Here is a 22915-nt window from a genome sequence, read left to right on the forward strand (position 1 = left end):
ATGAAAAAAATACTTTTAGCATTCTATATGACTTGTGTCCTGTGTGTACAAGGGCAACAAATCATCTCATTGGAAGGCGCATGGGACTTTCTTCAGGGTGATCCTATAGGCTACAGCGGAGGGGTACCCTCCTGTTATAACGACTATGTTATGCTGCCAGGTTCAATGCTCACTAACGGAAAGGGTGACCCCGTAAGCGTAAAAACCCAGTGGACTGGTTCTCTTTACGATTCGAGCTTCTTCTTCAATCCCTATATGGAGAAATATAGAAAGGAGCAAATAGCAAATACAATGGGGCAACAGGATAATACAATGAAGTTTCCATTCTTTCTTACTCCCGATCGCCACTATGTTGGTGCTGCATGGTATCATCGCTCTGTCTATGTTCCCAAAGCATGGAACGATCAGCGCATCACCCTTTTCCTGGAACGCCCCCATATTGAAACGAAGGTGTATGTAAATGGTCATGAAGTGGGTAGACAGATGAGTCTGTCGACCCCTCATCGGTATGATGTGACGAAATATATATTACTTGGCGAGAAAAACGACATCAGTATTCGTGTATATAATGGCATAGAAAATGTATGCGTAGGACAGGATTCGCATAGCGTGACCGATCAGACGCAAGGTAACTGGAACGGTATTGTCGGGCGCATTGAACTACAGGGACAATGGAAGAAGTTATACATCAAGAAAGTGCGTATTGTGCCGAATGTAGAGAAACAAAGTTGTGAAGTGGAGGTTGAATTGAAAAACGACTTCAAAGGTATTCGTGTGTTGCCCATGAACGAATATATGGTGTCACTGCGTGTGCGCCCATTGAAGCCTGGTACAGGTCCATATATTGCCAATGAGATGCGTCAGGCTTATAGCAGCAAAGAACGTTTCATAGTGAATTTGGGCAAGAACATGCAACTGTGGGACGAGTTTTCCCCCCAATTGTATCAATTGACCGTTGAAGCTGGCGATGATGTCTATGAGACAACCTTCGGAATGCGAGACATTAAGACCAATGGACGGCAGTTGTCCATTAATGGGCGCCCCCTCTTCCTTCGAGGAACAGTGGAGAACTGCTGTTTTCCATTGACAGGCTATCCACCTACCAGTGAGCAGGAATGGCTGCATGTGTTCAGAAAATGCAAAGAATATGGACTGAACCACGTTCGTTTCCATAGTTATTGTCCGCCAGAGGCAGCCTTTGCTGCAGCAGACCGTGTGGGCATCTATCTGCAACCTGAAGGACCGTCATGGCCAAACCATGGAGTGAAACTGCACAGAGGTATGAAGATAGACCAGTACTTACTGGAAGAATCGAAACGTATTATAGATGAATACGGTCATCACCCTTCATTCGTGATGATGGCTGCTGGCAACGAACCTGCTGGCGACTGGGTGGCTTATTGTAATGACTGGGTGAAGAAAATGAAGAAATACGATCCTACTAAGATATATGCCGGCGCATCTGTAGGTGGAGGATGGGCCTGGGATGACGGCTCAGAATACCATGTGAAAGGTGGTGCCAGAGGGCTCGATGAATGGAATAGAAAGGCTCCAAGCAGTGATGATGATTACTATAAAGGAATTGAATATCCGCGTAATTATAAAGTAGTTACGGATGAAAATGGGAATGCGGTCCCAAACCATTCGCCTATCATTACTCACGAGAAAGGACAGTGGTGCGCATTTCCCGACTTCAACGAAATTCCTCAATATACCGGTGTGTATAAGGCAAAGAATTTTGAAGTGTTCCGCGACTTGCTTCGTGATAATGGTATGGAAGGTATGGGACCAAAATTTCTGCAGGCTAGTGGAAAACTTCAGACCCTATGCTATAAGTATGAGATAGAACGAAATTTGCGAACCAAAGACTATGCTGGTTTTCAACTCTTAGGACTGAATGACTATAGCGGACAGGGAACTGCCTTGGTAGGTGTGCTCAACGTGTTTTGGCGTGAGAAAGGATATTGTACGGCGGCAGATTGGCGAGAATTTTGTTCAGTCCTGGTACCTTTGGCTCGTTTTCCAAAGTTTGTCTATTCCAATAAAGACACCCTGCGCGTACCAGTAGAGGCATACAACGCTTATAGCATGCCCATCACAGGAGTGAACGCTACGTACAGTATTACTGATGAGAAAGGCAGACTGGTAAAAAATGGAATACTCTTTACAGGTATGTTGCCGGTCGGAAAGAATATCCCCTTGGGCACTGTGCAGATGGCGTTGGATGGTATTCAGAAACCGACCAAAATGATCCTTGCCGTTCAGTTGTCAGGACTAATGCAGAATCATTGGGAGTTCTGGGTATATCCTAGTACCTTTAAACAAGTGTCGAATTTCAAAGATCAAGGCGTGTATGTTGCTGATTCACTTGATGCCAAAGCAGAGAAAGTGCTAAGAAAAGGAGGAATGGTGCTGCTGACAGCTGCAGGTAAGGTGAAACTGGGCAGTGACGTAAAGCAAAACTACCTGCCAGTATTCTGGAACACCAGTTGGTTCAAGATGCGCCCACCACACACCACTGGTGCTTATATAAACCAAAAGCACCCACTGTTTAAATACGATTTTCCAACAGATGATTGGAGCAATCTAAACTGGTGGGAACTGCTGAATAAGGCACAGGTGATGAATCTCATGGAGCTTCCACGTGACTATCAGTCACCTATACAGCCTATTGACACCTGGCATGTGTCGCGAAAGTTGGGTATGCTCATAGAAGCAAGAGTAGGAAAAGGCCGATTACTGATGACCACGATGGATATCACCAACAACTTGGAACATCGACTGGTGGCATGCCAGATGAGACAGGCCATTCTAAACTATATGAAGAGTGACGACTTTCAGCCACAACTGCAGTTGGATATGGAAATCATACGCCATTTCTATACCCGTCAGGCTCCTGCCGTGAATATGTTTACAAACGATTCTCCAGACGAACTGAAACCGAAAATAAAATAGGTAGAATCAGCGTATTAACAACTGAAGAAACTGTTTGCTGTGAATAATGGCAGGACAATTATTCACTTTTCTTACCAAACAGTTTCTTCAGTCTTTTTACTCCCTCTACGCCAAGGATAGTCAGTCCGCCATACTGAAAGGTCTTTGCCATGCCAAAGAGGATGAACCAGAGTACGCCTTTAGCTTCAACACTGATAGGCAGTGCCATCTGAGCGAAGGAGAGTATGTAACAAGGGATACAAAGCAGTAACACTATTACACCAGTGCGGAATGATAATCCTGAGAGCCACTGCTTACATCTTAGTAATAATTCTTTCATACAATCTTTTTCGTGTTAGCGCATGCAAAGGTAAGAAAAAATTTGGGGATGACCAAAAGTTGTCGTATCTTTGCATTCCGTTAACAAACAACAAACACAAATAATTTATGGACTACAAAAGAGTTTTTGAAACCATGGTGAGTGAGACAGAGAAATACCTCACTACCAACAACCTGAAGACAATGGTGCTGGGACTTTCCGGCGGCATTGACTCGACTGTTACAGCTGCCATCTGCCATGAGGTGGTGAAAAGAAATCCGGAGGAAGAACTTAAATTTATTGGCGTTAGTCTGCCTTGCTCCACAAATAGTGTAGAGGAGAACGACTCAGCCTATATGGCTATGAAGGCTTTCTGCGATGAGTATTGGGTGGAAAACCTGCAGAAGGAGTATCTGCTAATGCGTGCCACTTGCGAGCAACACTATGCTTCGACCCATCTGTCGCAGGGAAATATCAAGGCTCGCCTTCGCATGATATATCTTTACAATATTGCTTCAGTGACAGGAGGAATGGTAATGGATACCGACAACCTGACGGAACACTATCTGGGCTTTTGGACTATTCATGGCGATGTGGCTGACTATAACCCTATAGGCGGACTGTGGAAACATGAGGTGTACAATCTGTGTAAATATCTGTTTGAAGAGGTTTATACTGACGAAACACAGGCTCCTTACAAAGCTTTGCGTGCAGCCTATGGTATCACTCCTACTGATGGTAATGGTGTGGCAGCAGGTGGAGATATGGCACAGATAGCTCCAGGACATACCTATGAGGAAGTGGACGATATACTGAAAAGCTACATTCAGACCAAAGATAATGCTGAACACTGTGAGCAGGAACTGGCTCGACTGAACAAGGCATATGGTGCGGAAACTGTAGAACGTGTATTGAAGCGTCATCGCAACTCAGAGTTCAAACGTAAACGTCTGCCTATTGCTATTGAAAGAGGCCTGTATGCAGATTAGAAATAAATATGGACAAGCGTAATGAGCGTTTGTCCATATTTTTTTATTCCCTCAAAAATAGGAAGTTGCTATATTATTTCCCTAAGAAATGGGATGTGAGATAGTCGTTGAACTGTTCCTTGTAGTTGTCGCCAATAGGGAGAAATGTATCAGTGTCCATAATGATGCGATTCTTGTTGACCTCCTGTACCATGTCTAGATTGACTATATAAGAACGGTGGATTCTCATGAAATTCTTTGGAAGGAAATCTTCCATCTTTTTCATCGAAAGAAGAGTGATGACTGGTTTAGGCTGATTGGCCAGGTAGATTTTCAAATACTCGCTCATACCCTCAATGTACCGAATGTCAGAGAGAGTGATACGAATGGTTTTGTAGTCTGTTTTGATGAAGATTGACTCAGAGGACTCACCTACAGTATTAACAGGCTCATTACTGCTAATTCCCTGTTGAGTATGAACAGATGACAACCTTTCTTTGATTTTCATTGCAGCTCTTTGGAAATCTGTAAATCCGAAAGGTTTCAACAAGTAGTCGATGGCATCAACCTTATAGCCCTCGATGGCATACTCACTATAGGCCGTAGTGAAAACAATGAGCGGACGTACGGGCAGTTGTTTGACGAAGTCCATCCCTGATAGATCTGGCATGTTGATATCGCAGAAAATGGCATCAACAGGCTCACAATCCATTATCTCACGTGCCTCAATCGCGCTCTGACACTGGGCTGTTAGTTCAAAAAATGGTATTTTGCTGATGTAAGTGACCAACTGTTGAAGGGCCAGTGGTTCATCGTCAATGGCAAGTACTCTGATCATCTGCTAGTTTCCTTAGTGGTTAGTAAGAATGTTTTCAACATTATAACGGGATTTCAAGAAGAATATTATAAGCATCTGCTTGCTCATCGATGTTCAAATGGTAGCGATTGCCATAGATGAGTTGCAGTCGGCGTGTCACATTCTTCAAGCCTACACCACCTTCAGAAGCTGCCGTATTAGTCTTTTTCTCCGTCTTACTGTTGCGACAACTGAAGAGCAGACGGGGACCTTCTGTCTGCAATTGTATGTCGATAAACGAAGGTTGCTTGTAGCTGACACCATGCTTGAAGGCATTCTCCACAAAGGTGATGAAAATCATGGGAGGAATTTGGAAGTCGGGCAAATGGTCGGGTAGTGTGACAGTGATAGCCACCTTGTCGGTATAACGTAGTCGCATCAGTCGGATGTAACTGTTTAGGAAATCAATGTCACGGGCCAAAGGAACCACCTGCTGAGAACCCTCATAGAGTGCATAACGCATAATCTTAGATAACTCTACAATATTCTCCTTAGCCCGTTCGCTGTCAATGTCAACAAGGGCATGGATATTATTGAGCGTGTTCATCAGAAAATGAGGGTTGATCTGATAGCGCAGATACTCCAGTTGCTGCTTGAGATTCTCTTTCTCTAGTTCCTTCATTCTCGACAGGTCGTCACGCTGCTTGAAATAGAGCTTCACCCCGACATTCATGCCCAGCATCATGATAAGCATAACTGTGGAAATGAAATCCCTCTGGCCGAAGAAGAACGGCGGCTTGTCAATATGATGGAGACGAGGGCGCCTGTGGTCGTCATGTTCTTCAAACCTGTTACGCTCGAAATTTTCCGTTCGCTCTGGGAAATGCCTTTTGTGAGGATGTTCGGGCTTGTTTGCGCATTGAAGTACTATAAAGCAAGAAATGAGCACTACGATGCAGGAGAAATAGAGCACCTTTCGCTGCTTATAGACGAGTAGGGGAGCTAGTAGAATATTGTGGACGAGGAAAGCCAGAAAGAGGTTGAAGGTATGCAGCCATACATTGAACAGCTCGTGCCAGGGGTATGTATCTGTATTGCTGTGATGGAACGCAATACTGATGAGGGGTGCTAAGAACATTGCTATCCATAGCATCACATAGACGAGTATCTCTTGTTTGTGAACAATGCGCAGTTGCATACAATCTTTTACTTACCGATAACCTTGATGGCTTTTCCTTCTTTTCTGATGATAAACAGACCTTTACCTGTGGCAGCATTCGCTTTAAGTTGACGTCCTTTGAGGTCGTAAACGGCAGCAGAGTTGGCAGCAGAAGCCTGGCTGACCGTCTGAATGTCTGTATAAGTCTCAGTATCGTCTGTATTGAAATTGCGTGTTCCACCGCTGTAAGTAATAGATCCATCGGTCTTGATAGCTTTTCCCTGATAATCACTAATAGTCAGTGTACCGGCAGTCATATAGAAATTGCCGGTATTCTCTTCTTCATGCTCAGTGGTGATGGAAGTGGCGGGATCACTGCTCAGCTCAACCTGAATACCATCATCACCAGCTCCATTGAGAGATATGTTACCACTCTCCAAAAGGAAATATTCCTTACAGTGGATAGCATCTTTGATGGAAGTGTTCACATTGAGTGTCATATTCTTGATCTCCAGATATTCTTTGCTATATATACCATGCTTAGAATTGCCAACGATGTTCAGGGTTCCCTTTCCCTTCATCTTGGTATGTCCTTTGATGTGCAGACAGCCATTGTATGTCTCGTTTGCACCATCAGTCAGCGTGTTGACCGTTCCCTTCTGAGCACTGACAGCAATGCGTTTGCCATTCTGAATGTTGATGGCAGGACCGCTGGGATTGGTTAGTGTGAGACCATTCAACTCGACTGTACACTTGAAGGCACCTTCCATGTAGAACTCGCCATCGTTGGATGAACCAGAAAGTGAATAGATGATTTCACCGTCTTCGTTGTCGAGCGTGGCATCGATGCCTTCGAAGGCTTCGCTCTGCTTGATGATAACGTGAGAGGAGCTACCACTCGTAACCGTTACATAGCTACTGATGTTGGAAGCTACGCTGACAGTTGCAGTTGTACCATTGTAAATAATCTCAACCGTGTTCTTGTTAATGGCAAAAGTTGAGATCAGACTGGTCATAAAGACTGCAAAGCTAAGTAGAATTTTTTTCATATTGTTTATACTATTAATAGTTATTGTTTTCTTATTTAATAATGGGCAAAGATACATGAAGATGCCTTGTTTCTCAAATACATTCAACGAATGGTTCGTTCTTTTCTGTGAAAATAGGCAAAAATCGGCACAAAAGTAGAAAATAAAGTTGAAATGCACAAAAAATGTCTGCTATCTTTTGGAGAATCATTATTATTTTGTTATTTTTGTGGCACTAATGAACTGAAAATGACTATAAATGCCATGATTAGAAATAGCATAAAAACTAAAGTTGTCGGAGTGGATGTCGGTTGCGAGCAGACCGTGTTTGCTATTGTCGATGTTCGAGGCAATATATTGACAAAGGAAAGCTTCCCTATGAGTGCGATGAGTAATCTGAATAAGTTTATCTCAGTTATGTGTGAGCGACTTACCACGATGATTGAACAGAATGGGGGCTTACAGAGTATTCGCTCTATAGGAGTCAGCACTCCTAACGGCAACTTTTTGACTGGCAATATAGAGAATGCAGCTAATCTACCTTGGAAAGGGGTTGTCCCGTTAGCCGCAATGATGCGTGATCGTCTGGGGTTAGCAGTCTCCGTAGCCAACGATGCCCATGCCCGTGCTTTAGGTGAATGGACTTATGGATGCGCTCATGGAATGAAGGATTTTATTTTCGTATCAATAGGTCATGGGCTTGGCAGCTGTTTATTTTCTAATGGGCATGTTCACTTAGGTAATGATGGTTTCGCAGGCGAATTGGGACATTGTTATGCCTTTGCAGGTAATCGTAAATGTTCTTGTGGAAACTATGGTTGTTTGGAAGCCTATTGCGCTACGAATGGTATTATACAAACGGCCAAGGAATTAATGGAAGGAACTGATAGACCATCACTGATGCGTGGCGTAGAAGAGTTGACGCCAGAATTGATTCAGCAGTTTTGTGAACAGGGTGATGAACTGGCAATAGATGTTTATCGTCGTACAGGTTTCATATTGGGGCATGTGCTGGCCAATTATGCTTCTGTGTCCAACCCGGAAGCAATCATCCTTGCAGGAGGCATTGTCAAAGCTGGTAAATGGCTTATTGAACCTGCGAATGAGTCTTTTGAGCAGCATGTGTTTCATAATATTGAGAATAAGGTAAAAATAATGCCTTCACTGTTGAATCATGAAGAGCGGAATGTTCTGGGGGCCAGTGCATTGGCTTGGAGTGTGAAGGAATATTCCTTATTCAAGTAATCACATAATCAGACATGTAACCATGGAAGAGAATGTAAAAAGTCGCGTAGTAGGTGTTGATATCAGCGTAAAACGTACCACAATGGCTATTGTGGACATTCGTGGTAATATTATTGCTAAAGATCATTTTCCTACCAGCGATTATCCCAACGTTAATGAATTCGTTTCAGTATTGAGCGAGAAAATTATAATGCTCACTGAAGCTAACGGCGGATATGATAAGATACGCTCTATAGGTATGAGTGCGCCAAGTGCCAATTTCCTGACGGGATGTATTGAAAATGCAGCTAACCTGCCTTGGAAAGGAGTTATTCCATTGGCAGCAATGCTTCGAGACCAAATGGGAATCGCCGTGGCCTTGGCCAATGATGCTCATGTGACTGCATTGGGTGAGTACTCCTATGGCAGTGCTCATGGAATGAGTAATTTTATCATAATCACTTTGGGACATGGAATTGGCAGTTGCGTTTTCTCAGATGGAAAAGCTCATCTGGGAGCTGATGGGTTTGCTGGTGAGATAGGCCATATTTGTATTGAACATGATGGATGGTCGTGTGGTTGTGGCCGTAAAGGTTGCCTAGAAGCTTATTGTGCTCATAATGGAATTGTGCGTACAGCCAACGATTTATTAGCAAGCACTGATAAACCTTCTTTGATGAGGCAGTTGGATGATATTACTCCACGTACTATCTCAGATTGTTGTGCTGCCGGTGATGAATTGGCTATTGAAGTTTATCGTTTGGTAGGTGAGCGTCTGGGTGGGGCAATGGCTGGTTTTGCAACGCTCTTTGATCCCGAGGCAATCATCTTTACTGGTGGCATAGCCAATGCTGGCGACTGGTTGTTCAAACCTGCTCATGAGGCATTTGAATGTCATGTGTTCCGTAATATCAGAGGGCGTGTAAAGTTCCTACGCTCTATGATTGACGATCGTGAGCGTGATGTGCTTGGAGCAAGTGCACTTGCCTGGGGCATAAAGGAATATTCATTGTTTAAATAGATGAACATAGACAGAATTAATCAGATAATTAAAGCCAAACCAAATTTGAGTACCGCCCTCGGGATGGAGTTTTTCTCCACACCCGAGGACGATACGTGTATGGCCCGTATGAGGGTTGATGAGCGTAATCGCCAACCATTTGGTTTCTTGAGTGGTGGCGCTTCGTTGGCTTTGGCCGAGAATGTGGCAGGTGTCGCTTCGTCATCGCTTTGTCCTGGATGTGCCTGTGTAGGTATCGAGGTTAGTGGCAGTCATGTCAAAGCGGTAGCTGAAGGTGATATTGTAACAGCCTACGCAAAATTGTTGCATAGTGGAAAAACTCTTCATGTATGGCAGGTTGATATCAAGGATACTGCTAATGAACTGATATCAAGCGTGAGGGTAACAAATTATATCATAAGGAAAAAATGAAAGTCTTTGCCCAATATAGACTTCCCTTTTCTAAGGTATATACTCGCGTAGAACAGACCGAGGGGTTACCTTTGGAATTACATTCATGCAAGGAATTGAACGGTAAGAGTGGCTTTGTAGTGGCTCCGTTCAGTGTAAGCGAGTATCAGCCCATTTTGTTGATTTTTCCTAACAAGATTGAAGTGCTGAATGTTGAATCTTCTTCCTATGTTGCACCTGATATCATCCGAGAAGAGTTGCACAGGAGCGAATATGCTGTTGACTTTGCCAAATTCCATGGTCAGTTGGAATCAGACATTTTTAGAAAAATAGTCCTTTCGCGTTGTGCATCATTCCAGATGTCAGGAGAAGTTGATGCGCAACAGTTGTTCTTGTTGGCATGTCAATTATATCCACGTCTTTTCATCTCCTTGGTATCATTGCCTGATGGCACTTGTTGGCTGATGGCAACACCAGAGATTCTTCTTGAAGGAATAGGAAAGCAGTGGCGTACCATTGCATTGGCTGGTACCATGCAGCTACAGGGAGATGAACTACAAAGTGAGGGAGAATATGTGAGATGGTCAACGAAGAATATTCAGGAACAGCGATATGTGGCAACCTATATAGCCGAATGTCTGGAAAAATTCTCGTTGGATTTCAGTGAAGAAGGACCGCGTACAGTACGTGCTGCCAATCTTGTTCACCTTCGAAGTGATTTCACTTTCTCACTGGATACTAACGACCGGGTTGGCGACCTGCTGGATGCACTCCATCCCACACCTGCAGTATGTGGATTGCCCAAACTGTCTACTTTCCAGTTTATTTTGAACAATGAGCATACACCAAGGAAATATTATAGTGGTTTTATGGGTCCATTGTCCTTAAAGGGCGATACTCATCTCTATGTCTCTTTGCGTTGTATGCAGGTACAACAAAACTGTTGTCGTCTCTATGCAGGTGGTGGATTGCTGAAAGACAGCCAACTGAATTCTGAATGGTCAGAGACAGAGGCTAAGATGCAAACTATGAGAAACCTTCTTAATTCATAATTTACAATTCATAATTCAGAATTTTGCTTGTGTATTCAGAAAAAGAAAACGTCAATATACTCACTTCACTACTCGTGAAACATGGTATTCGTCATGCTGTTGTTTGTCCTGGAAGCAGAAATGCTCCCATTGTTCATAACTTATGTGAATGCCCTGATATAAAATGTTATCCAGTGACAGATGAACGCTCGGCAGGCTTTTATGCGTTAGGTCTTACACAGGCATTAAAGAAACCAGTGGTCGTATGTGTTACCAGTGGAACGGCTTTGCTCAATCTTGTTCCTGCTGTGGCTGAGGCCTACTATCAGCATAAACCTCTGGTGGTGATAAGTGCTGATCGTCCTCAGCAGTGGATAGATCAACTTGACGGCCAAACTTTACCTCAGCCAAATGCTTTAGGGAATTTCGTGGAAAAAGCAGTCTGTCTTCCTGAACCTCATAACGATGAAGAACGCTGGTATTGTAACAGGTTGGTAAATGAGGCGCTGTTAAAAAAACATGGGCCTGTTCATATTAATGTACCTATTACGGAGCCCCTTTTTGGCTTTAACGTTAGTCAGCTTCCTAATGAGCGATTAATAGAGTGGCACCCCGCCGAGATGTCATCAACTATGCTGTCGCATGTGTCGCACATGTTTTTGCAGGCGAAACGCCCCATGCTGATTAGTGGTCAGCCATTAAATGCTAACTATGATGAGGCAGTGATGCGTGTTCAGGACGATGAGCGCTATGTGCCAGATTTTGTACTTTATATAGGTGGTTCTATTGTGAGTAAACGCTTGAAGCATTTCCTGCGAAGGGCAAAAGAAACATGGGTAGTTAATACTACGGGGGAGGTAACGGATACTTTCATGAATCTAACCAATGTGATTCAAGGCGATGGGGAAGTTGTGGCTGATTATATCCAGTTCATGCTTGAGCAACAGCCACATCCTTTTGTGCAGCTATGGGATGAACTTCTGGAGGATATTCGAGAAAAAGCTGAAAACTATCATCCAGACTATTCCCAGATGGCTGTAGTGAATTATTTTGAGCAGCAAGTGCTTCAGACTTCATCACCTGTGACTCATCGCATAGCACCTATCATTCATTATGCCAACAGTACTGCCATCCGGTTGGCTAATATCTTTGCCCGTCATCTCATTTATTGTAATCGTGGCGTAAATGGCATTGAAGGGTCACTGTCAACAGCTGCTGGCTTTTCATTAGTTACCGATGAACCGGTGTTTTGTGTGATTGGTGACTTGAGTTTCTTCTATGATCAGAATGCTCTTTGGAATCAGAACTTGAAGAATAGTCGATTGCGCATTCTGTTGTTGAATAACGGAAAGGGTGGAATTTTTAATATGCTTAAAGGCTTGGAACAGAGTCCTGCACGTGATGGTTATGTGGCTGCAGCCCATGAAACCACAGCTGAAGGCATTTGTCGGCAGAACCATGTTGAGTACTTGTCAGCAAAGGGTATGAGCGAAATGCAACAAGGCATCGACCGCTTGCTTGCTGCCGATGCCTTGCAACCCATGCTCCTTGAAGTGTTCACCGATGCTTCTGAGGATGAACGGGTATATCGCGATTATTATTCCTATATCGTTAAATAAAAGGAATAGACGGATTCAAGAGTCTAAAGGAGGGGAATAAGCAGACAAAGTCCGCCACAGAAGTATTTCCCTTGCTGCATTGATGCCTGCACTTGGAAGTAGTGGTAGATGGTACAGTCTGCTCCAATATTAACATCTTTTCCATCATATTCACCGATGAGACGCAACTCTGGCAAAAGCGTAGGACTTAGTGTGAGACCACCCACTAAACCATTCCATTTGTTGTTGATGTTGAGTTTCCACTCTCTATAGGTGAGGTGAGTGCCCAAACGTACTATTCCCCATAAGTCGAAATGTTTAGACAGGGCTGCATAATAGTTTCGATAGAAGTTGCTCTTGGACTCTCCTTCTTCTCCAGAACCCCATATGTCGTTGCTTCCAACAGCAACTGCAGGCCAGTATTTACCTTCTTGTATGGGTTGTAAGCGTAGTGAAAAGTATCGGTCTTTTGCATAGAAACCAACCTCACGTTTGGGATCCTTGTTTTTGTGAAATTTCCAAAGGGTATAACCATAGCCAATATTAATCCATCGGAAAGGTGTGATACTTAGGTAATTTGTCCATGAGTCAAACTTCTCACCATCGATTTTCATTTTGTCTGGCATCATCACTTTAGGAATGAAGTGGGCACCTATGCGTGCTACACCAGCGGTATCCATCTCAGCAGTCGGGACATGAATAAGGCCCTGTGAACCTATGTACTGTTGTGCGTTTGCACCCATCAGCATCGAGCATATATATAATAGGATTAATAATCTCTTCATAGTCATCAGTATATTCTCATTGGCAGTACTCTCTCATTCTCCTCAGGATCGGTGGTGTACATACGCATAGCGTTGGCATCACTCTGAGCAATGTAGGTAAGACGGAAGTTGGAAGCAGGCCTGAAGGTCACCATCTTGTCTTTGGTCTTTGTGTTCCAACCTTTTCTGTCGAGCATCACGATAATCTTGAAACCTCCACTTTCTTTATCGTTCCATTTCACAAAGTCATTCTTCTCATGCTTTTGGGCATAGAGGGAAACAGTGCAATACTTGAAATGACGCATTACTTCCATTTGAACTCCAACGTCTTTTCTAAGGTATCTGCCACCAGTGAGCACAAATTCCGTGTCCCAGGGCCTTAAATATACTCTAGCACCTAATACACCCGTAGGCACCCATTCCTTTGGCATATTATTCTGCTCTTCTTTAAACTCCGACTCGTAGGTTCCGTCCCAATCAAAACCTAAGGCCCAACGCTGGGTCAGTCCGGCCTGTGCCTGTAGCATCAGCCAACTGTTCACAGGCATCATCCATTTAATGTCTGCTCCCCAACGCTCTTTACCAAAGAGTCCTGCCGATAGTTTCAAATGTTGACGGGCAGAAGGAAAGTGGAGCTCTTTCGATAGTGCAAGCGTTGACAAACGTATCATGTTGTAGCGCTTATCATAGCCATTGTTGTCAATTGGTAACCATGCTTGAGCAGCCAGTTGCCAGTCCTTTCCCATGTTCCACTTGATGCCAGGCGTTAGATAGACAAGCGTGTTGTAGAGGCGTAGGAAGTTTACATCGGCATAGTGAAGATCCATTCCGCAGAAAATGTCAACTGGAGTGTCTGAAATCTTTGGCTGCACTTTTGCCGGCCAGATTTCGGAGGCCTGTTTCTGTAAGCATTCTGACGTTTGCACTTGGGCTGAAACTGTCAGTATGCCACTACAGAACAGTAACATAATCAGTAGATGTTCCCTGATTGTTACATAAGAAAGCCTGTCTGTCATAACTAAATACTACTTGTCGTTTAAATGTCTGTACGTTTATTGCAGGACACGATAGAGCAGAGAACCTAACGATATAGTGATAGAAACACCGCGTACCCATAGGCGTGTGGTAGTTCCAACCTTAGAATTCTCTATCATTGCCTCATTGGGTTCCACATAAACGATATCTCGCTGTTGCAGATAGTAATATGGCGAGTTTAGAATGTTAGCATCGCGCATATCGAGTTCGTGCACTTCAAAAGTTCCATCAGTAAGTTCACGCAGCACCTTCACTTTGTCACGACGGCCATAGACGGTCATGTCGCCTGCCTGTGCGAGAGCCTCAAGTATAGTCATCTTGTTGCGTCCCGTGTTGAAAGTGCTCGGTTTCTTAACCTCACCCATCACACTTACGTCATAATTGTGTAAATAAGTGTTCACCTGATAGTCAACGTCTTCTTTGACATAGGGAGCTATTTTCTCTTTGATACACTGATTGGCCTGCTCGATAGTGAGACCTTCAATATGTATTTTTCCTATCAGTGGAAATTCAATATTGCCATCGTTGTCAACCAGATATTTATGAATACTTTGGTGACCAGCGATTCGGTTGGCTGTAGCAGTATTACCTGTTGTAGCAGTTTCGTCTCTCACTTGTTGAGTGCGCAAGTTGAATATCGCTACTGCGTCTTTGTTCATTCCAGAGAATACAAGGATAGACAGTTGATCCTTAGGCTTTATATGGATATCGTACATTCCCGATTCTCCATTGTCTTTAAAGTCTTTGGCATTCTGGAAATAGGGAATGTCCTTATAGTTAGAGCATCCCAGGAATATCAGGCTGATTAGCGCAAATAGAATATTTTTCATCGAAAACAATTTTTTTTGTTGCAATGACATCTGATGTTATTATAGTGTATAGAACTTGGCATACCATTCTGCAAAGGCACGCAAACCTTCACGAAGAGATGTTGATGGCTTGAAACCATAGTCACGTTCCAGTGCTGTGGTGTCGGCAAAGGTCACAGGAACATCACCGGGTTGCATGGGTACCAGCTGTTTGTGGGCTTCAAAGTCGTAGTCTTCGGGCAGCACTTTGGCACGAATAAGTTCCTGCTGCAGTATATCTACAAAGTCGAGCAGATTCTCAGGACTGTTGTTGCCGATGTTATAGACTGCGTAAGGAGGTAAGGGAAGTCCGTCTTCACCGTTCTTCTTTTCAGGAGCGCCCTGCATAATACGCACCACACCCTCCACGATATCATCCACAAAAGTGAAGTCGCGTTTGCAGTTGCCGTAATTGAAAATCTGAATAGTCTCTCCCTTGCGCAACTTGTTTGTAAAGCCGAAATAAGCCATATCTGGACGACCAGCAGGACCATATACTGTGAAGAATCTCAGACCTGTTGAAGGAATGTTGTAGAGTTTCGAATAGGCATGCGCCAACAGTTCGTTGCTCTTCTTTGTGGCAGCGTAGAGCGATACCGGATTGTCCACCTTGTCGTCGGTAGAGTAGGGCACCTTCTTGTTAGAACCATATACCGACGATGAAGAAGCATAGACCAAATGTTCAACAGGATAATGGCGACAAGCCTCCAAAATATTGTAGAAGCCAATGAGGTTTGACTGAATGTAGGCATCGGGATTAGTGATAGAGTAGCGTACGCCTGCCTGAGCGGCGAGGTTCACTACAACGGCGGGCTTATACTCAGCAAACAATTTGTCGATACACGAACGGTCGGCAATGTCGCCTTTAACGAAATGATAGGTTATTCCTTCTGGTAGAAGACTCTCGATCTCTTTCAGGCGAAATTCCTTCAACGACACATCGTAATAGTCGTTCATATTGTCGATGCCAATGATTGTAGCTCCTTTTACATTGCGAAACAGTCGTTTCACCAGATTACTGCCAATGAATCCGGCTGATCCTGTAACCAGGATGGTCTTGTCGTTTAAGTCTATTTTCTGCATTTTTATCGTTATTTCATTTTACTTATTTTCCATATTTCTCTATAGCTTCATGGTAGGTGTCAAGACTGCCTATATCGAATCGTCCGGCTGACATGGGCCATGCATGCATGGTGGTATGCTCAACCATATAGTGTGCCAGATTGCCAGGAGCGTCCTTTCCACAACCGTTTTCTACCGAGTGACGCACCAAATCGAGGTCTTTTTTCTTATAAATATAAAATGGTGGAACAGCCCAATGACTCTTTGGCTGTAGCGGCTTTTCCTCCATCCCTGTCACACGATGATTCTCGTCTAATTCAACCACCCCCGTTCGTTGCAATTTCTCGATGCTTGGCTGCTTGTGACACATGATGCACGAAGAGTTTTTCTCGTTGGCAAAGTCCACGAACTCTTTGAACGAGAAAAACAACAAATTATCGGCAGCTACTACCAGGAGGTCATCGTCTATCTGCAGTTGCTCCATAGCATACAGCAGGTCGCAAACGGCACCCAAGCGCGTTTCGTTGGTCTCTGTACCGTCATCCACGATGGTGATGGGCTTTTCGTAGAATTGCTCTTCTGCCCATTTCTCAAAGATGTCAGCAAACTTATGGTTGGTAATGATGATATGTTCATCTACCTCAGGAATTTTGTCGATGTCGTCAAGCATTCTGCCTAAGATTGTATTCTCGCCAATCTTTAACAATGGTTTGGGAAAGTTCTTTGTCAGTTCTCCCAACCTTGTGGCATATCCTGCAGCAATTACGATATTTTTCATAATGCGATAGCAATTATTATTTCTTTTTACTTTTCACTCTCAATGAATCTTGCTCCATCGTCGGGCTTCACCCAGAACACTTTGAAGGTCTTTTCGTATTCAGGGAATTGGGACAGATATTCCTCAGTGAGTTTCTTTTCTATGGCTTCCTTGTTAGAAGGATTAACCAGAGCGATGCAGGCACCTTTGAAACCGGCTCCTGAGAATCGTCCACCATATACACCAGGCAGTGAACGCATGATTTCATAGATGGCAATGAGTTCAGGAGAACCACACTCGTAGTTATGAATAGAACTCTCGCATGAGTCAAACGAAAGCTTTCCGAAAAGTTTTAAATTTCCTGATTCCCAAGCTGTTACTCCTTGTCTAACTCTCCTGTACTCTGAGTAGAAATGTTCTGCTCTGCGGGCAAAGCGTGCAGGCATGGCAATACGTGTCTTGTCGAAAGTGGCCTTAGGAATATCGCGTAGGAACGTCTTGTCAAATGTCTTTAGTGGCTGGTCGGTATAGGCCAGCATATTCCATGCAGCAGTCTTGCATTCGAACACACGAAGGTTATAGTCGCTATTCACCAACGAGCGGGTCAGTCCTGAGAAGAATATGCCAATCTCAAATTCGGGCATCTCGGGGTTGCGTTTAATAATGCGCCACTCGTTTGAGTCACAATCAAGGAACAGTAGTCCATCCTTCTTGCCTAAAGCTATGCAGGCCTGATCTAGCAGTCCGTTGTTCAATCCAATATATTCTCGTTCAGCCTCAGAGGCAATCTTCACTATTTCAAAGGGCTGAAGGGTAATCTCGTTGGCTTTGGCAAAGGCCATCACGTAGGCGATGAGTACTGCAGCACTAGATGACAGTCCGCCAACGGGCAACGACCCTTTGATGACTCCCTCAATACCTCGAGATAGTTCAAAGCGCTTACGTAGGGCATATTTCGCCCCTCGGGCATAGTCGCCCCAGTTATGTTGTTTTACCAGTGAAGGTGTGGCTACATGGAAATTAACTTCTCCTTCGAAAGTCATGGAGGAGAGCTTTACTTCGCCGTCTTCCCTGATGTTGAACCATAGATCAACACCTTTGTCAATGGCAAAACCTGTGACCAATCCATGTTGATGGTCCACATGTGCGCCAAGCGGGCAAACTCGGTATGGCGAGAAAATGTGATATTGGTAGTTCATTTTATAGGTCTGTAGTTTTTATCAGATTAATATTTGAAACTTGAGCCACCCACGAATTCGCGCATGATGCTTGTGGGGGGTATCTCTTTATCGCTCACGGGCAGGAAGAAATGTATGAACTTCATCAGTCGGTGGGCTTCAGAATATTCAGGACAATTCTTTGGTACAGATGCCAGGATGATTTCGGCATGAGTGCGCAATACGGCAAACTCGATGTTGAGGGCCGAGTCGAACATCGCATCAGCAGATTCCTGGAACGGGAATATCCATTTATCCTCGGCATCGCACACATTTTTCCATTGGGCGATGGTCTGCCTGGCAGTAAAGGCCCCTTTGTTGTAGTCGCGAATGATGCGACGAAGCAGTCGGTTGTCGCGCACTGGAATCCAGTTGTGGTCGTCAAGCGAAATACTGGTCAGGGCCGAGATGTATATTTTGTATTTCAGATTGTCGTCGATATTCTTTGTGAGCAGTGGGTTCAGGGCGTGAATGCCTTCAATGATGAGCACCGTATCGCCAGCCAGTTTTAGCTTCTTCCCGTTCCACTCGCGTTTGCCGGTAGCAAAATTGTATTCTGGAACTTCTACGCGTTCACCTTTCATCAGACGGCTTAGATGATCTTCCAACAGCTTGTAATCTACAGTTTCGATGTTGTCGAAGTCATAATCGCCATTAGGCAGTTTAGGCGTGTCCACACGGTTCACGAAATAATCGTCGGTCGAGAACGACAAGGGTCTGAGTCCACAAGCGAGCAACTGAATGGACAATCGCTTGCAGAACGTTGTTTTTCCCGAACTGCTTGGCCCCGTGATGAGTACCAGTCGGATGGGGTTCTTGGGCGCATGAAACCTTTGGTCTATCTCTTCGGCTATCTGTACAATTCTCTTTTCTTGAAGAGCCTCGCTCACTTGGATTAGTTCTGATGCATGACCACGCATGATGGCCTTGTTCACATCACCAGCATTCGACAGTCGCATGATGATGTCCCAACGAGTTTTTTCAGCAAACATGCTAAAAGTCTTGGGCATATCGACCTTTTCCGCTAGTTGTGAAGGATTGTTCCAATCGGGCACTCTTAGCAGCATACCTTCCTGATAGGGTTCCAGTGCCCATACTTTCAGATAGCCAGCTGAGGGAACCAGTGGTCCATAGTAGTAGTCAACCGTATCACCCAGAGTGTAATAGTCTGTGTACACATGTCCGCTTGTTTCCAGAAGTTTTGTCTTGTCGGTCATTCCTCTGTCTGCAAAAATACGTACCGCTTCCTCGTTTGTGGCTTCTGTTCTGCGGAATGGCATGTCACTGTCTATAATCTCCTGCATTCGCTGACTGAATCGTTCTACGTCGCCATCGGCCAGTCCTTCGCCGTTCTTCTTCTTGAAGTTGCAGTAATACCCTCGTGAGAGCGAGTGCTCTATAAACAGCTTTGAGCCGGGAAAAACATCCTGAGTTGCTTTAAAAAGAACAAAACACAGAGATCGCACATATACTCTGTAGCCGCTGCCGGCACGGGCATCGAGAAACTCAACATCGCGGTTCTGGTAGAGTCGAAATTTCAATCCTTGCGAGGCATTGTTCACCTTTGCAGATACCACAGGATAGGGCAGCTTGATGTCGTCAGCAAATTCCTGATAAACATCGAGCAGCGATGTTCCTTCTGGGAAGCTCTTGGTTACATTGTTGTTCTTGCAGCGTATTTGGAGCATGAGAATATAGATATTTTGCCGCAAAATTAATAAATATTTCTCAAATTATTCGTATCTTTGCAAAAAAATATAGACATCGCTTCATATGAGTGCAAGAAATTGGAAAGAAATCAGACAGTTTGAAGAAATTCTCTTCGAAGAGTATAATGGTATAGCTAAAATTACTATCAATCGTCCTCGTTATCGTAATGCCTTCACGCCGAAGACCACACTTGAGTTGAGTCAGGCGTTTGCAATGGTCCGTGAAATGCAGCGGATTCGTGTCGTACTGCTTACTGGTGCTATGAGTGAAGTGCCTGAGGGTAAGACGCTTGCCGATGTGAAACATGCCTTCTGTAGTGGTGGCGACATGCATGTAAAAGGGCGTGGCGGCTATATCGATGATGAAGGTGTTCCCCGTTTGTCGGTGCTGGATGTGCAGATGCAGATTCGCCGACTTCCCAAGCCCGTTATTGCTATGGTGAACGGCTATGCCATTGGCGGAGGACATGTGCTCCACTTGGTGTGTGACCTTACTATAGCTTCCGAGAATGCCATTTTCGGGCAGACAGGCCCCAAGGTGGGATCCTTCGACGCTGGCTTTGGCAGCAGCTATTTGGCACGTATCGTCGGTCAGAAGAAAGCCCGTGAAATCTGGTTCATGTGTCGTCAGTATTCGGCCAAGGAGGCTGAACAGATGGGAATGGTCAACAAGGTGGTGCCCATCGACCAGTTGGAAGATGAGTGCGTGAGTTGGGCCGAAACCATGATGGAACGTTCGCCTATTGCCTTACGTATGATTAAAGCTGGACTGAATGCCGAACTTGACGGTCAGGCAGGTATTCAGCAGTTGGCAGGTGATGCCACGATGCTCTACTATTTTCTCGATGAGGCTCAAGAAGGTGGCAAAGCCTTCTTGGAGAAGCGTAAGCCAGATTTTGACCAGTATCCCCAGATTCCTTAACCCCCCTAACAATCAATTCTATGAAGATAACAGTTACCGAGCGTGTGTTCCACTTTAAACAGCCAGCAGGAACATCGCGTGGCATCTATACTGAACGCCATTCCTGGTTTGTTGAATTAAGAGACGGCAATCGTTGTGGCGTGGGCGAGTGTGCTCCATTGCCCGACCTTAGTTGTGATGCAATGCCCAACTATGGTGAAGTGCTGAAAGCAAAGAGCAAGGTCTTTGTTTTTGCCATTGAGCAGGGCAGTGATGCATTGCAAGCTTTTTTTGAGACCCTGCGCAACTATCCCTCGATGCTTTTCGGATTTGAAACAGCATTGATGAATTTTGAGAGGGATGGTAATAGCCAGTCGCTTACCACTCGTTGTTGTCCTCAGCTCTTTAACACTGCTTTTACCCGTGGCGAGGTGGGCATTCCCATCAACGGTCTTGTGTGGATGGGCTCGTATGAAGAGATGCTGGGGCGCATAGAAGATAAATTGGAAGAGGGCTTTCGCTGTGTGAAACTGAAAGTGGGTGCCATTGACTTTTTGCAGGAATTGGATTTGGTGAAACGTATTCGTCAGCGCTTCTCGTTCCATGATGTTGAATTGCGCCTTGATGCCAATGGCGGTTTCAACCCCGATGAGGCACTTTATAAACTGGAGTTGCTCTCGCAGTATGCCATTCACTCTATCGAACAGCCTATCAAACAGAAACAATGGGCTTTTATGTCAGCACTCTGTCGGGATTCTCCACTGCCTGTTGCACTCGATGAAGAGCTGATAGGTGTCAATGATCCTGATGCTAAACGGCAGATGTTGAATATCATCAAACCTTCATATATTGTTTTGAAGCCCTCACTTCATGGAGGTATGATGGGATGCCGTGAATGGATTCGTATTGCCCACGAAGAAGGTATCGGCTCATGGATAACTTCGGCTCTTGAAAGCAATGTAGGACTCAATGCCATTGCCCAATTCTGTAGCGATGTGTATGGCGATGAGATTACTTTCCCGCAAGGCCTGGGTACAGGGCGGCTGTTTACTGATAATGTGGAAATGGGGTTGGAGGTGCGCGGTGATAAATTATTTATAACTAGTTAGTTATAGTATTTTGTTCAAAGTAAATCGTGAAACTTGAAGAATTCCTTGCCGAATGGCAAAATGACAGTCCTACCGTCTTGGTTCACACCAGTGGAAGCACAGGCAAGCCGAAACCTATGTGGGTAGAAAAACACCGCATGCAGGCCTCGGCTCGTATCACATGTGAGTTCCTTGGACTGCATGCAGGTGATACTGCCTTGCTGTGTCTTCCCCTCGATTATATTGCGGGTAAGATGATGGTGGTGCGCAGTGTTACGTGTGGATTGCGTTTGGTTGATATAGAACCCTCTGGGCATCCCTATTGGGAAGGTGCTGTTGACTTTGCGGCCATGGTGCCTTTGCAGGTTTGGAACCTTTTGCGGGATAAGGACAGTCGTGAGCGGCTGTTGCAGATTAGGCATCTGATTATTGGCGGTGGGGCCATTGACGATTCTCTGGCTACTGAACTGAAATCGTTCCCTAATGCCGTTTGGAGCACATATGGTATGACGGAAACTCTCTCCCATATTGCCCTTCGCCGACTTAGCGGGCCTGATGCGTCCGATTGGTATTCTCCATTTCCCTCTGTTGAAGTGAAGGTGAATGCCGACAATTGTCTTGTAATCAATGCCCCCTTGGTGCACGACGGTCTTCTGGCCACCAATGATATCGTTGAGCTTGCCGATGGGCGGTTCAAAGTGTTGGGACGGAAGGATAATGTCATTTGTTCTGGAGGTTTGAAGATTCAGATAGAGGAGGTGGAGCGATTATTACGCCGGCATCTGTCCCAACCGTTCATGATCACCAAGCGTCCGGATAAAAAATTTGGTGAACAGGTTGTTCTGCTCACCGAATCTGTGGATATCGCCGATGTGGAAGAAGTGTGTCGGCAGGTGTTGCCCAAATACTGGAAGCCCCGTTTCGTTCTTCATGTCAGTCAGCTTCCTTTAACCGCTACAGGCAAACCGGCACGCAAGGAAGCAGAGCACATAGCGGAAGACCTTCTTAATGGATGAGACATCTCCCATCATCCAACTCACATCTTCCATCATCCCTCTTCCATCTC

Annotated in this window: 21 protein-coding genes; 10 read left to right on the top strand and 11 right to left on the bottom strand. The window is 44.8% G+C overall.

Going from position 1 to position 22915, the window contains the following annotated elements; all coding sequences use genetic code 11:
- Positions 1 to 2955, top strand: coding sequence for a sugar-binding domain-containing protein (locus L6475_RS04990; protein WP_237823074.1), 2955 nt, complete (start codon positions 1 to 3; stop codon positions 2953 to 2955).
- Between the two features lie 58 nt (positions 2956 to 3013).
- Here L6475_RS04990 and L6475_RS04995 read toward each other — a convergent pair whose 3' ends face one another.
- A complete protein-coding gene (locus L6475_RS04995) occupies positions 3014 to 3274 on the bottom strand; it encodes a hypothetical protein (protein ID WP_237823076.1) in 261 nt (86 codons plus the stop codon).
- A gap of 107 nt (positions 3275 to 3381) precedes the next feature.
- On the opposite strand from L6475_RS04995, the gene nadE reads away from it, so the two are divergent.
- Positions 3382 to 4242 carry an NAD(+) synthase gene (nadE, locus tag L6475_RS05000; protein ID WP_237823078.1) on the top strand — a complete coding sequence of 287 codons (861 nt, stop codon included), beginning with the start codon at positions 3382 to 3384 and terminating at the stop codon, positions 4240 to 4242.
- A 73-nt stretch (positions 4243 to 4315) separates the two neighbouring features.
- Here the strand turns inward: nadE and L6475_RS05005 are convergent, their stop codons facing one another.
- The 3 genes from L6475_RS05005 to L6475_RS05015 are packed head-to-tail and all read right to left on the bottom strand — an operon-like array spanning position 4316 to position 7225.
- Positions 4316 to 5059: a LytTR family DNA-binding domain-containing protein gene (locus tag L6475_RS05005; RefSeq protein ID WP_237823080.1), complete on the bottom strand. Its 744-nt coding sequence runs from the start codon at positions 5057 to 5059 to the stop codon at positions 4316 to 4318.
- A gap of 40 nt (positions 5060 to 5099) precedes the next feature.
- Positions 5100 to 6215 carry a sensor histidine kinase gene (locus L6475_RS05010; protein ID WP_237823082.1) on the bottom strand — a complete coding sequence of 372 codons (1116 nt, stop codon included), beginning with the start codon at positions 6213 to 6215 and terminating at the stop codon, positions 5100 to 5102.
- Between the two features lie 8 nt (positions 6216 to 6223).
- On the bottom strand, positions 6224 to 7225 hold the full coding sequence (locus L6475_RS05015; protein WP_237823084.1) for a carbohydrate-binding domain-containing protein: 1002 nt from the start codon (positions 7223 to 7225) through the stop codon (positions 6224 to 6226).
- 243 nt (positions 7226 to 7468) lie between these two features.
- Here L6475_RS05015 and L6475_RS05020 point away from each other — a divergent pair, with 243 nt between their 5' ends.
- From L6475_RS05020 to menD, 5 genes are read left to right on the top strand one after another with little or no spacing between them, the layout of a single operon-like run.
- Positions 7469 to 8449, top strand: coding sequence for an ROK family protein (locus L6475_RS05020; protein ID WP_237824023.1), 981 nt, complete (start codon positions 7469 to 7471; stop codon positions 8447 to 8449).
- A 22-nt stretch (positions 8450 to 8471) separates the two neighbouring features.
- On the top strand, positions 8472 to 9449 hold the full coding sequence (locus tag L6475_RS05025) for an ROK family protein (RefSeq protein ID WP_237823087.1): 978 nt from the start codon (positions 8472 to 8474) through the stop codon (positions 9447 to 9449).
- Positions 9450 to 9860, top strand: a complete 411-nt coding sequence (locus L6475_RS05030) for a PaaI family thioesterase (protein ID WP_237823090.1) — start codon at positions 9450 to 9452, stop codon at positions 9858 to 9860.
- On the top strand, positions 9857 to 10891 hold the full coding sequence (locus L6475_RS05035; RefSeq protein WP_237823093.1) for an isochorismate synthase: 1035 nt from the start codon (positions 9857 to 9859) through the stop codon (positions 10889 to 10891). The genes L6475_RS05030 and L6475_RS05035 overlap by 4 nt, the downstream gene beginning before the upstream one ends.
- Positions 10892 to 10920: 29 nt before the next feature.
- Positions 10921 to 12489 (top strand): 2-succinyl-5-enolpyruvyl-6-hydroxy-3-cyclohexene-1-carboxylate synthase, encoded by a 1569-nt coding sequence (menD, locus tag L6475_RS05040; RefSeq protein ID WP_237823096.1) that lies wholly within the window; start codon positions 10921 to 10923, stop codon positions 12487 to 12489.
- 23 nt (positions 12490 to 12512) lie between these two features.
- Here menD and L6475_RS05045 read toward each other — a convergent pair whose 3' ends face one another.
- The 7 genes from L6475_RS05045 to L6475_RS05075 are packed head-to-tail and all read right to left on the bottom strand — an operon-like array spanning position 12513 to position 19839.
- Positions 12513 to 13253, bottom strand: a complete 741-nt coding sequence (locus L6475_RS05045) for a YjbH domain-containing protein (RefSeq protein ID WP_237823098.1) — start codon at positions 13251 to 13253, stop codon at positions 12513 to 12515.
- Between the two features lie 5 nt (positions 13254 to 13258).
- Positions 13259 to 14248 carry a hypothetical protein gene (locus tag L6475_RS05050; protein ID WP_237823101.1) on the bottom strand — a complete coding sequence of 330 codons (990 nt, stop codon included), beginning with the start codon at positions 14246 to 14248 and terminating at the stop codon, positions 13259 to 13261.
- A 36-nt stretch (positions 14249 to 14284) separates the two neighbouring features.
- Positions 14285 to 15097 (bottom strand): polysaccharide biosynthesis/export family protein, encoded by an 813-nt coding sequence (locus tag L6475_RS05055; RefSeq protein WP_237823104.1) that lies wholly within the window; start codon positions 15095 to 15097, stop codon positions 14285 to 14287.
- A gap of 39 nt (positions 15098 to 15136) precedes the next feature.
- The gene (locus tag L6475_RS05060; protein WP_237823107.1) at positions 15137 to 16198 is read right to left on the bottom strand and encodes an NAD-dependent epimerase/dehydratase family protein; all 1062 of its coding nucleotides are present in this window, start codon (positions 16196 to 16198) and stop codon (positions 15137 to 15139) included.
- A gap of 22 nt (positions 16199 to 16220) precedes the next feature.
- A complete protein-coding gene (locus L6475_RS05065; RefSeq protein WP_237823110.1) occupies positions 16221 to 16955 on the bottom strand; it encodes a nucleotidyltransferase family protein in 735 nt (244 codons plus the stop codon).
- Positions 16956 to 16981: 26 nt separating this feature from the next.
- Entirely contained in the window at positions 16982 to 18133 is a 1152-nt protein-coding gene (locus L6475_RS05070; RefSeq protein WP_237823113.1) for a galactokinase family protein, read from the bottom strand.
- 26 nt (positions 18134 to 18159) lie between these two features.
- The gene (locus tag L6475_RS05075; protein WP_237823116.1) at positions 18160 to 19839 is read right to left on the bottom strand and encodes a nucleoside kinase; all 1680 of its coding nucleotides are present in this window, start codon (positions 19837 to 19839) and stop codon (positions 18160 to 18162) included.
- Positions 19840 to 19924: 85 nt separating this feature from the next.
- Between L6475_RS05075 and menB the strand changes: the two genes are divergently transcribed.
- Genes menB through L6475_RS05090 form a run of 3 tightly spaced genes read left to right on the top strand, consistent with a single transcriptional unit; the run spans position 19925 to position 22865 of the window.
- Entirely contained in the window at positions 19925 to 20782 is an 858-nt protein-coding gene (gene menB, locus L6475_RS05080) for a 1,4-dihydroxy-2-naphthoyl-CoA synthase (RefSeq protein ID WP_237823119.1), read from the top strand.
- Positions 20783 to 20802: 20 nt separating this feature from the next.
- The gene (locus L6475_RS05085; RefSeq protein WP_237823123.1) at positions 20803 to 21870 is read left to right on the top strand and encodes an o-succinylbenzoate synthase; all 1068 of its coding nucleotides are present in this window, start codon (positions 20803 to 20805) and stop codon (positions 21868 to 21870) included.
- 26 nt (positions 21871 to 21896) lie between these two features.
- Positions 21897 to 22865 (top strand): AMP-binding protein, encoded by a 969-nt coding sequence (locus L6475_RS05090; RefSeq protein ID WP_237823126.1) that lies wholly within the window; start codon positions 21897 to 21899, stop codon positions 22863 to 22865.
- The last annotated feature ends 50 nt before the right edge of the window (positions 22866 to 22915 follow it).

Origin of the sequence: Prevotella sp. E9-3 (assembly GCF_022024015.1) — a bacterium.
Lineage (GTDB): Bacteria > Bacteroidota > Bacteroidia > Bacteroidales > Bacteroidaceae > Prevotella.

Excerpts from the sequence above, each read along its gene's own strand:
- L6475_RS04990 (WP_237823074.1), top strand. The coding sequence starts at position 1 with ATGAAAAAAATACTTTTAGCATTCTATATGACTTGTGTCCTGTGTGTA.
- L6475_RS04995 (WP_237823076.1), bottom strand. The coding sequence starts at position 3,274 with ATGAAAGAATTATTACTAAGATGTAAGCAGTGGCTCTCAGGATTATCA.
- nadE (WP_237823078.1), top strand. The coding sequence starts at position 3,382 with ATGGACTACAAAAGAGTTTTTGAAACCATGGTGAGTGAGACAGAGAAA.
- L6475_RS05005 (WP_237823080.1), bottom strand. The coding sequence starts at position 5,059 with ATGATCAGAGTACTTGCCATTGACGATGAACCACTGGCCCTTCAACAG.
- L6475_RS05010 (WP_237823082.1), bottom strand. The coding sequence starts at position 6,215 with ATGCAACTGCGCATTGTTCACAAACAAGAGATACTCGTCTATGTGATG.
- L6475_RS05015 (WP_237823084.1), bottom strand. The coding sequence starts at position 7,225 with ATGAAAAAAATTCTACTTAGCTTTGCAGTCTTTATGACCAGTCTGATC.
- L6475_RS05020 (WP_237824023.1), top strand. The coding sequence starts at position 7,469 with ATGATTAGAAATAGCATAAAAACTAAAGTTGTCGGAGTGGATGTCGGT.
- L6475_RS05025 (WP_237823087.1), top strand. The coding sequence starts at position 8,472 with ATGGAAGAGAATGTAAAAAGTCGCGTAGTAGGTGTTGATATCAGCGTA.
- L6475_RS05030 (WP_237823090.1), top strand. The coding sequence starts at position 9,450 with ATGAACATAGACAGAATTAATCAGATAATTAAAGCCAAACCAAATTTG.
- L6475_RS05035 (WP_237823093.1), top strand. The coding sequence starts at position 9,857 with ATGAAAGTCTTTGCCCAATATAGACTTCCCTTTTCTAAGGTATATACT.
- L6475_RS05045 (WP_237823098.1), bottom strand. The coding sequence starts at position 13,253 with ATGAAGAGATTATTAATCCTATTATATATATGCTCGATGCTGATGGGT.
- L6475_RS05050 (WP_237823101.1), bottom strand. The coding sequence starts at position 14,248 with ATGACAGACAGGCTTTCTTATGTAACAATCAGGGAACATCTACTGATT.
- L6475_RS05055 (WP_237823104.1), bottom strand. The coding sequence starts at position 15,097 with ATGAAAAATATTCTATTTGCGCTAATCAGCCTGATATTCCTGGGATGC.
- L6475_RS05060 (WP_237823107.1), bottom strand. The coding sequence starts at position 16,198 with ATGCAGAAAATAGACTTAAACGACAAGACCATCCTGGTTACAGGATCA.
- L6475_RS05065 (WP_237823110.1), bottom strand. The coding sequence starts at position 16,955 with ATGAAAAATATCGTAATTGCTGCAGGATATGCCACAAGGTTGGGAGAA.
- L6475_RS05070 (WP_237823113.1), bottom strand. The coding sequence starts at position 18,133 with ATGAACTACCAATATCACATTTTCTCGCCATACCGAGTTTGCCCGCTT.
- L6475_RS05075 (WP_237823116.1), bottom strand. The coding sequence starts at position 19,839 with ATGCTCCAAATACGCTGCAAGAACAACAATGTAACCAAGAGCTTCCCA.
- menB (WP_237823119.1), top strand. The coding sequence starts at position 19,925 with ATGAGTGCAAGAAATTGGAAAGAAATCAGACAGTTTGAAGAAATTCTC.
- L6475_RS05085 (WP_237823123.1), top strand. The coding sequence starts at position 20,803 with ATGAAGATAACAGTTACCGAGCGTGTGTTCCACTTTAAACAGCCAGCA.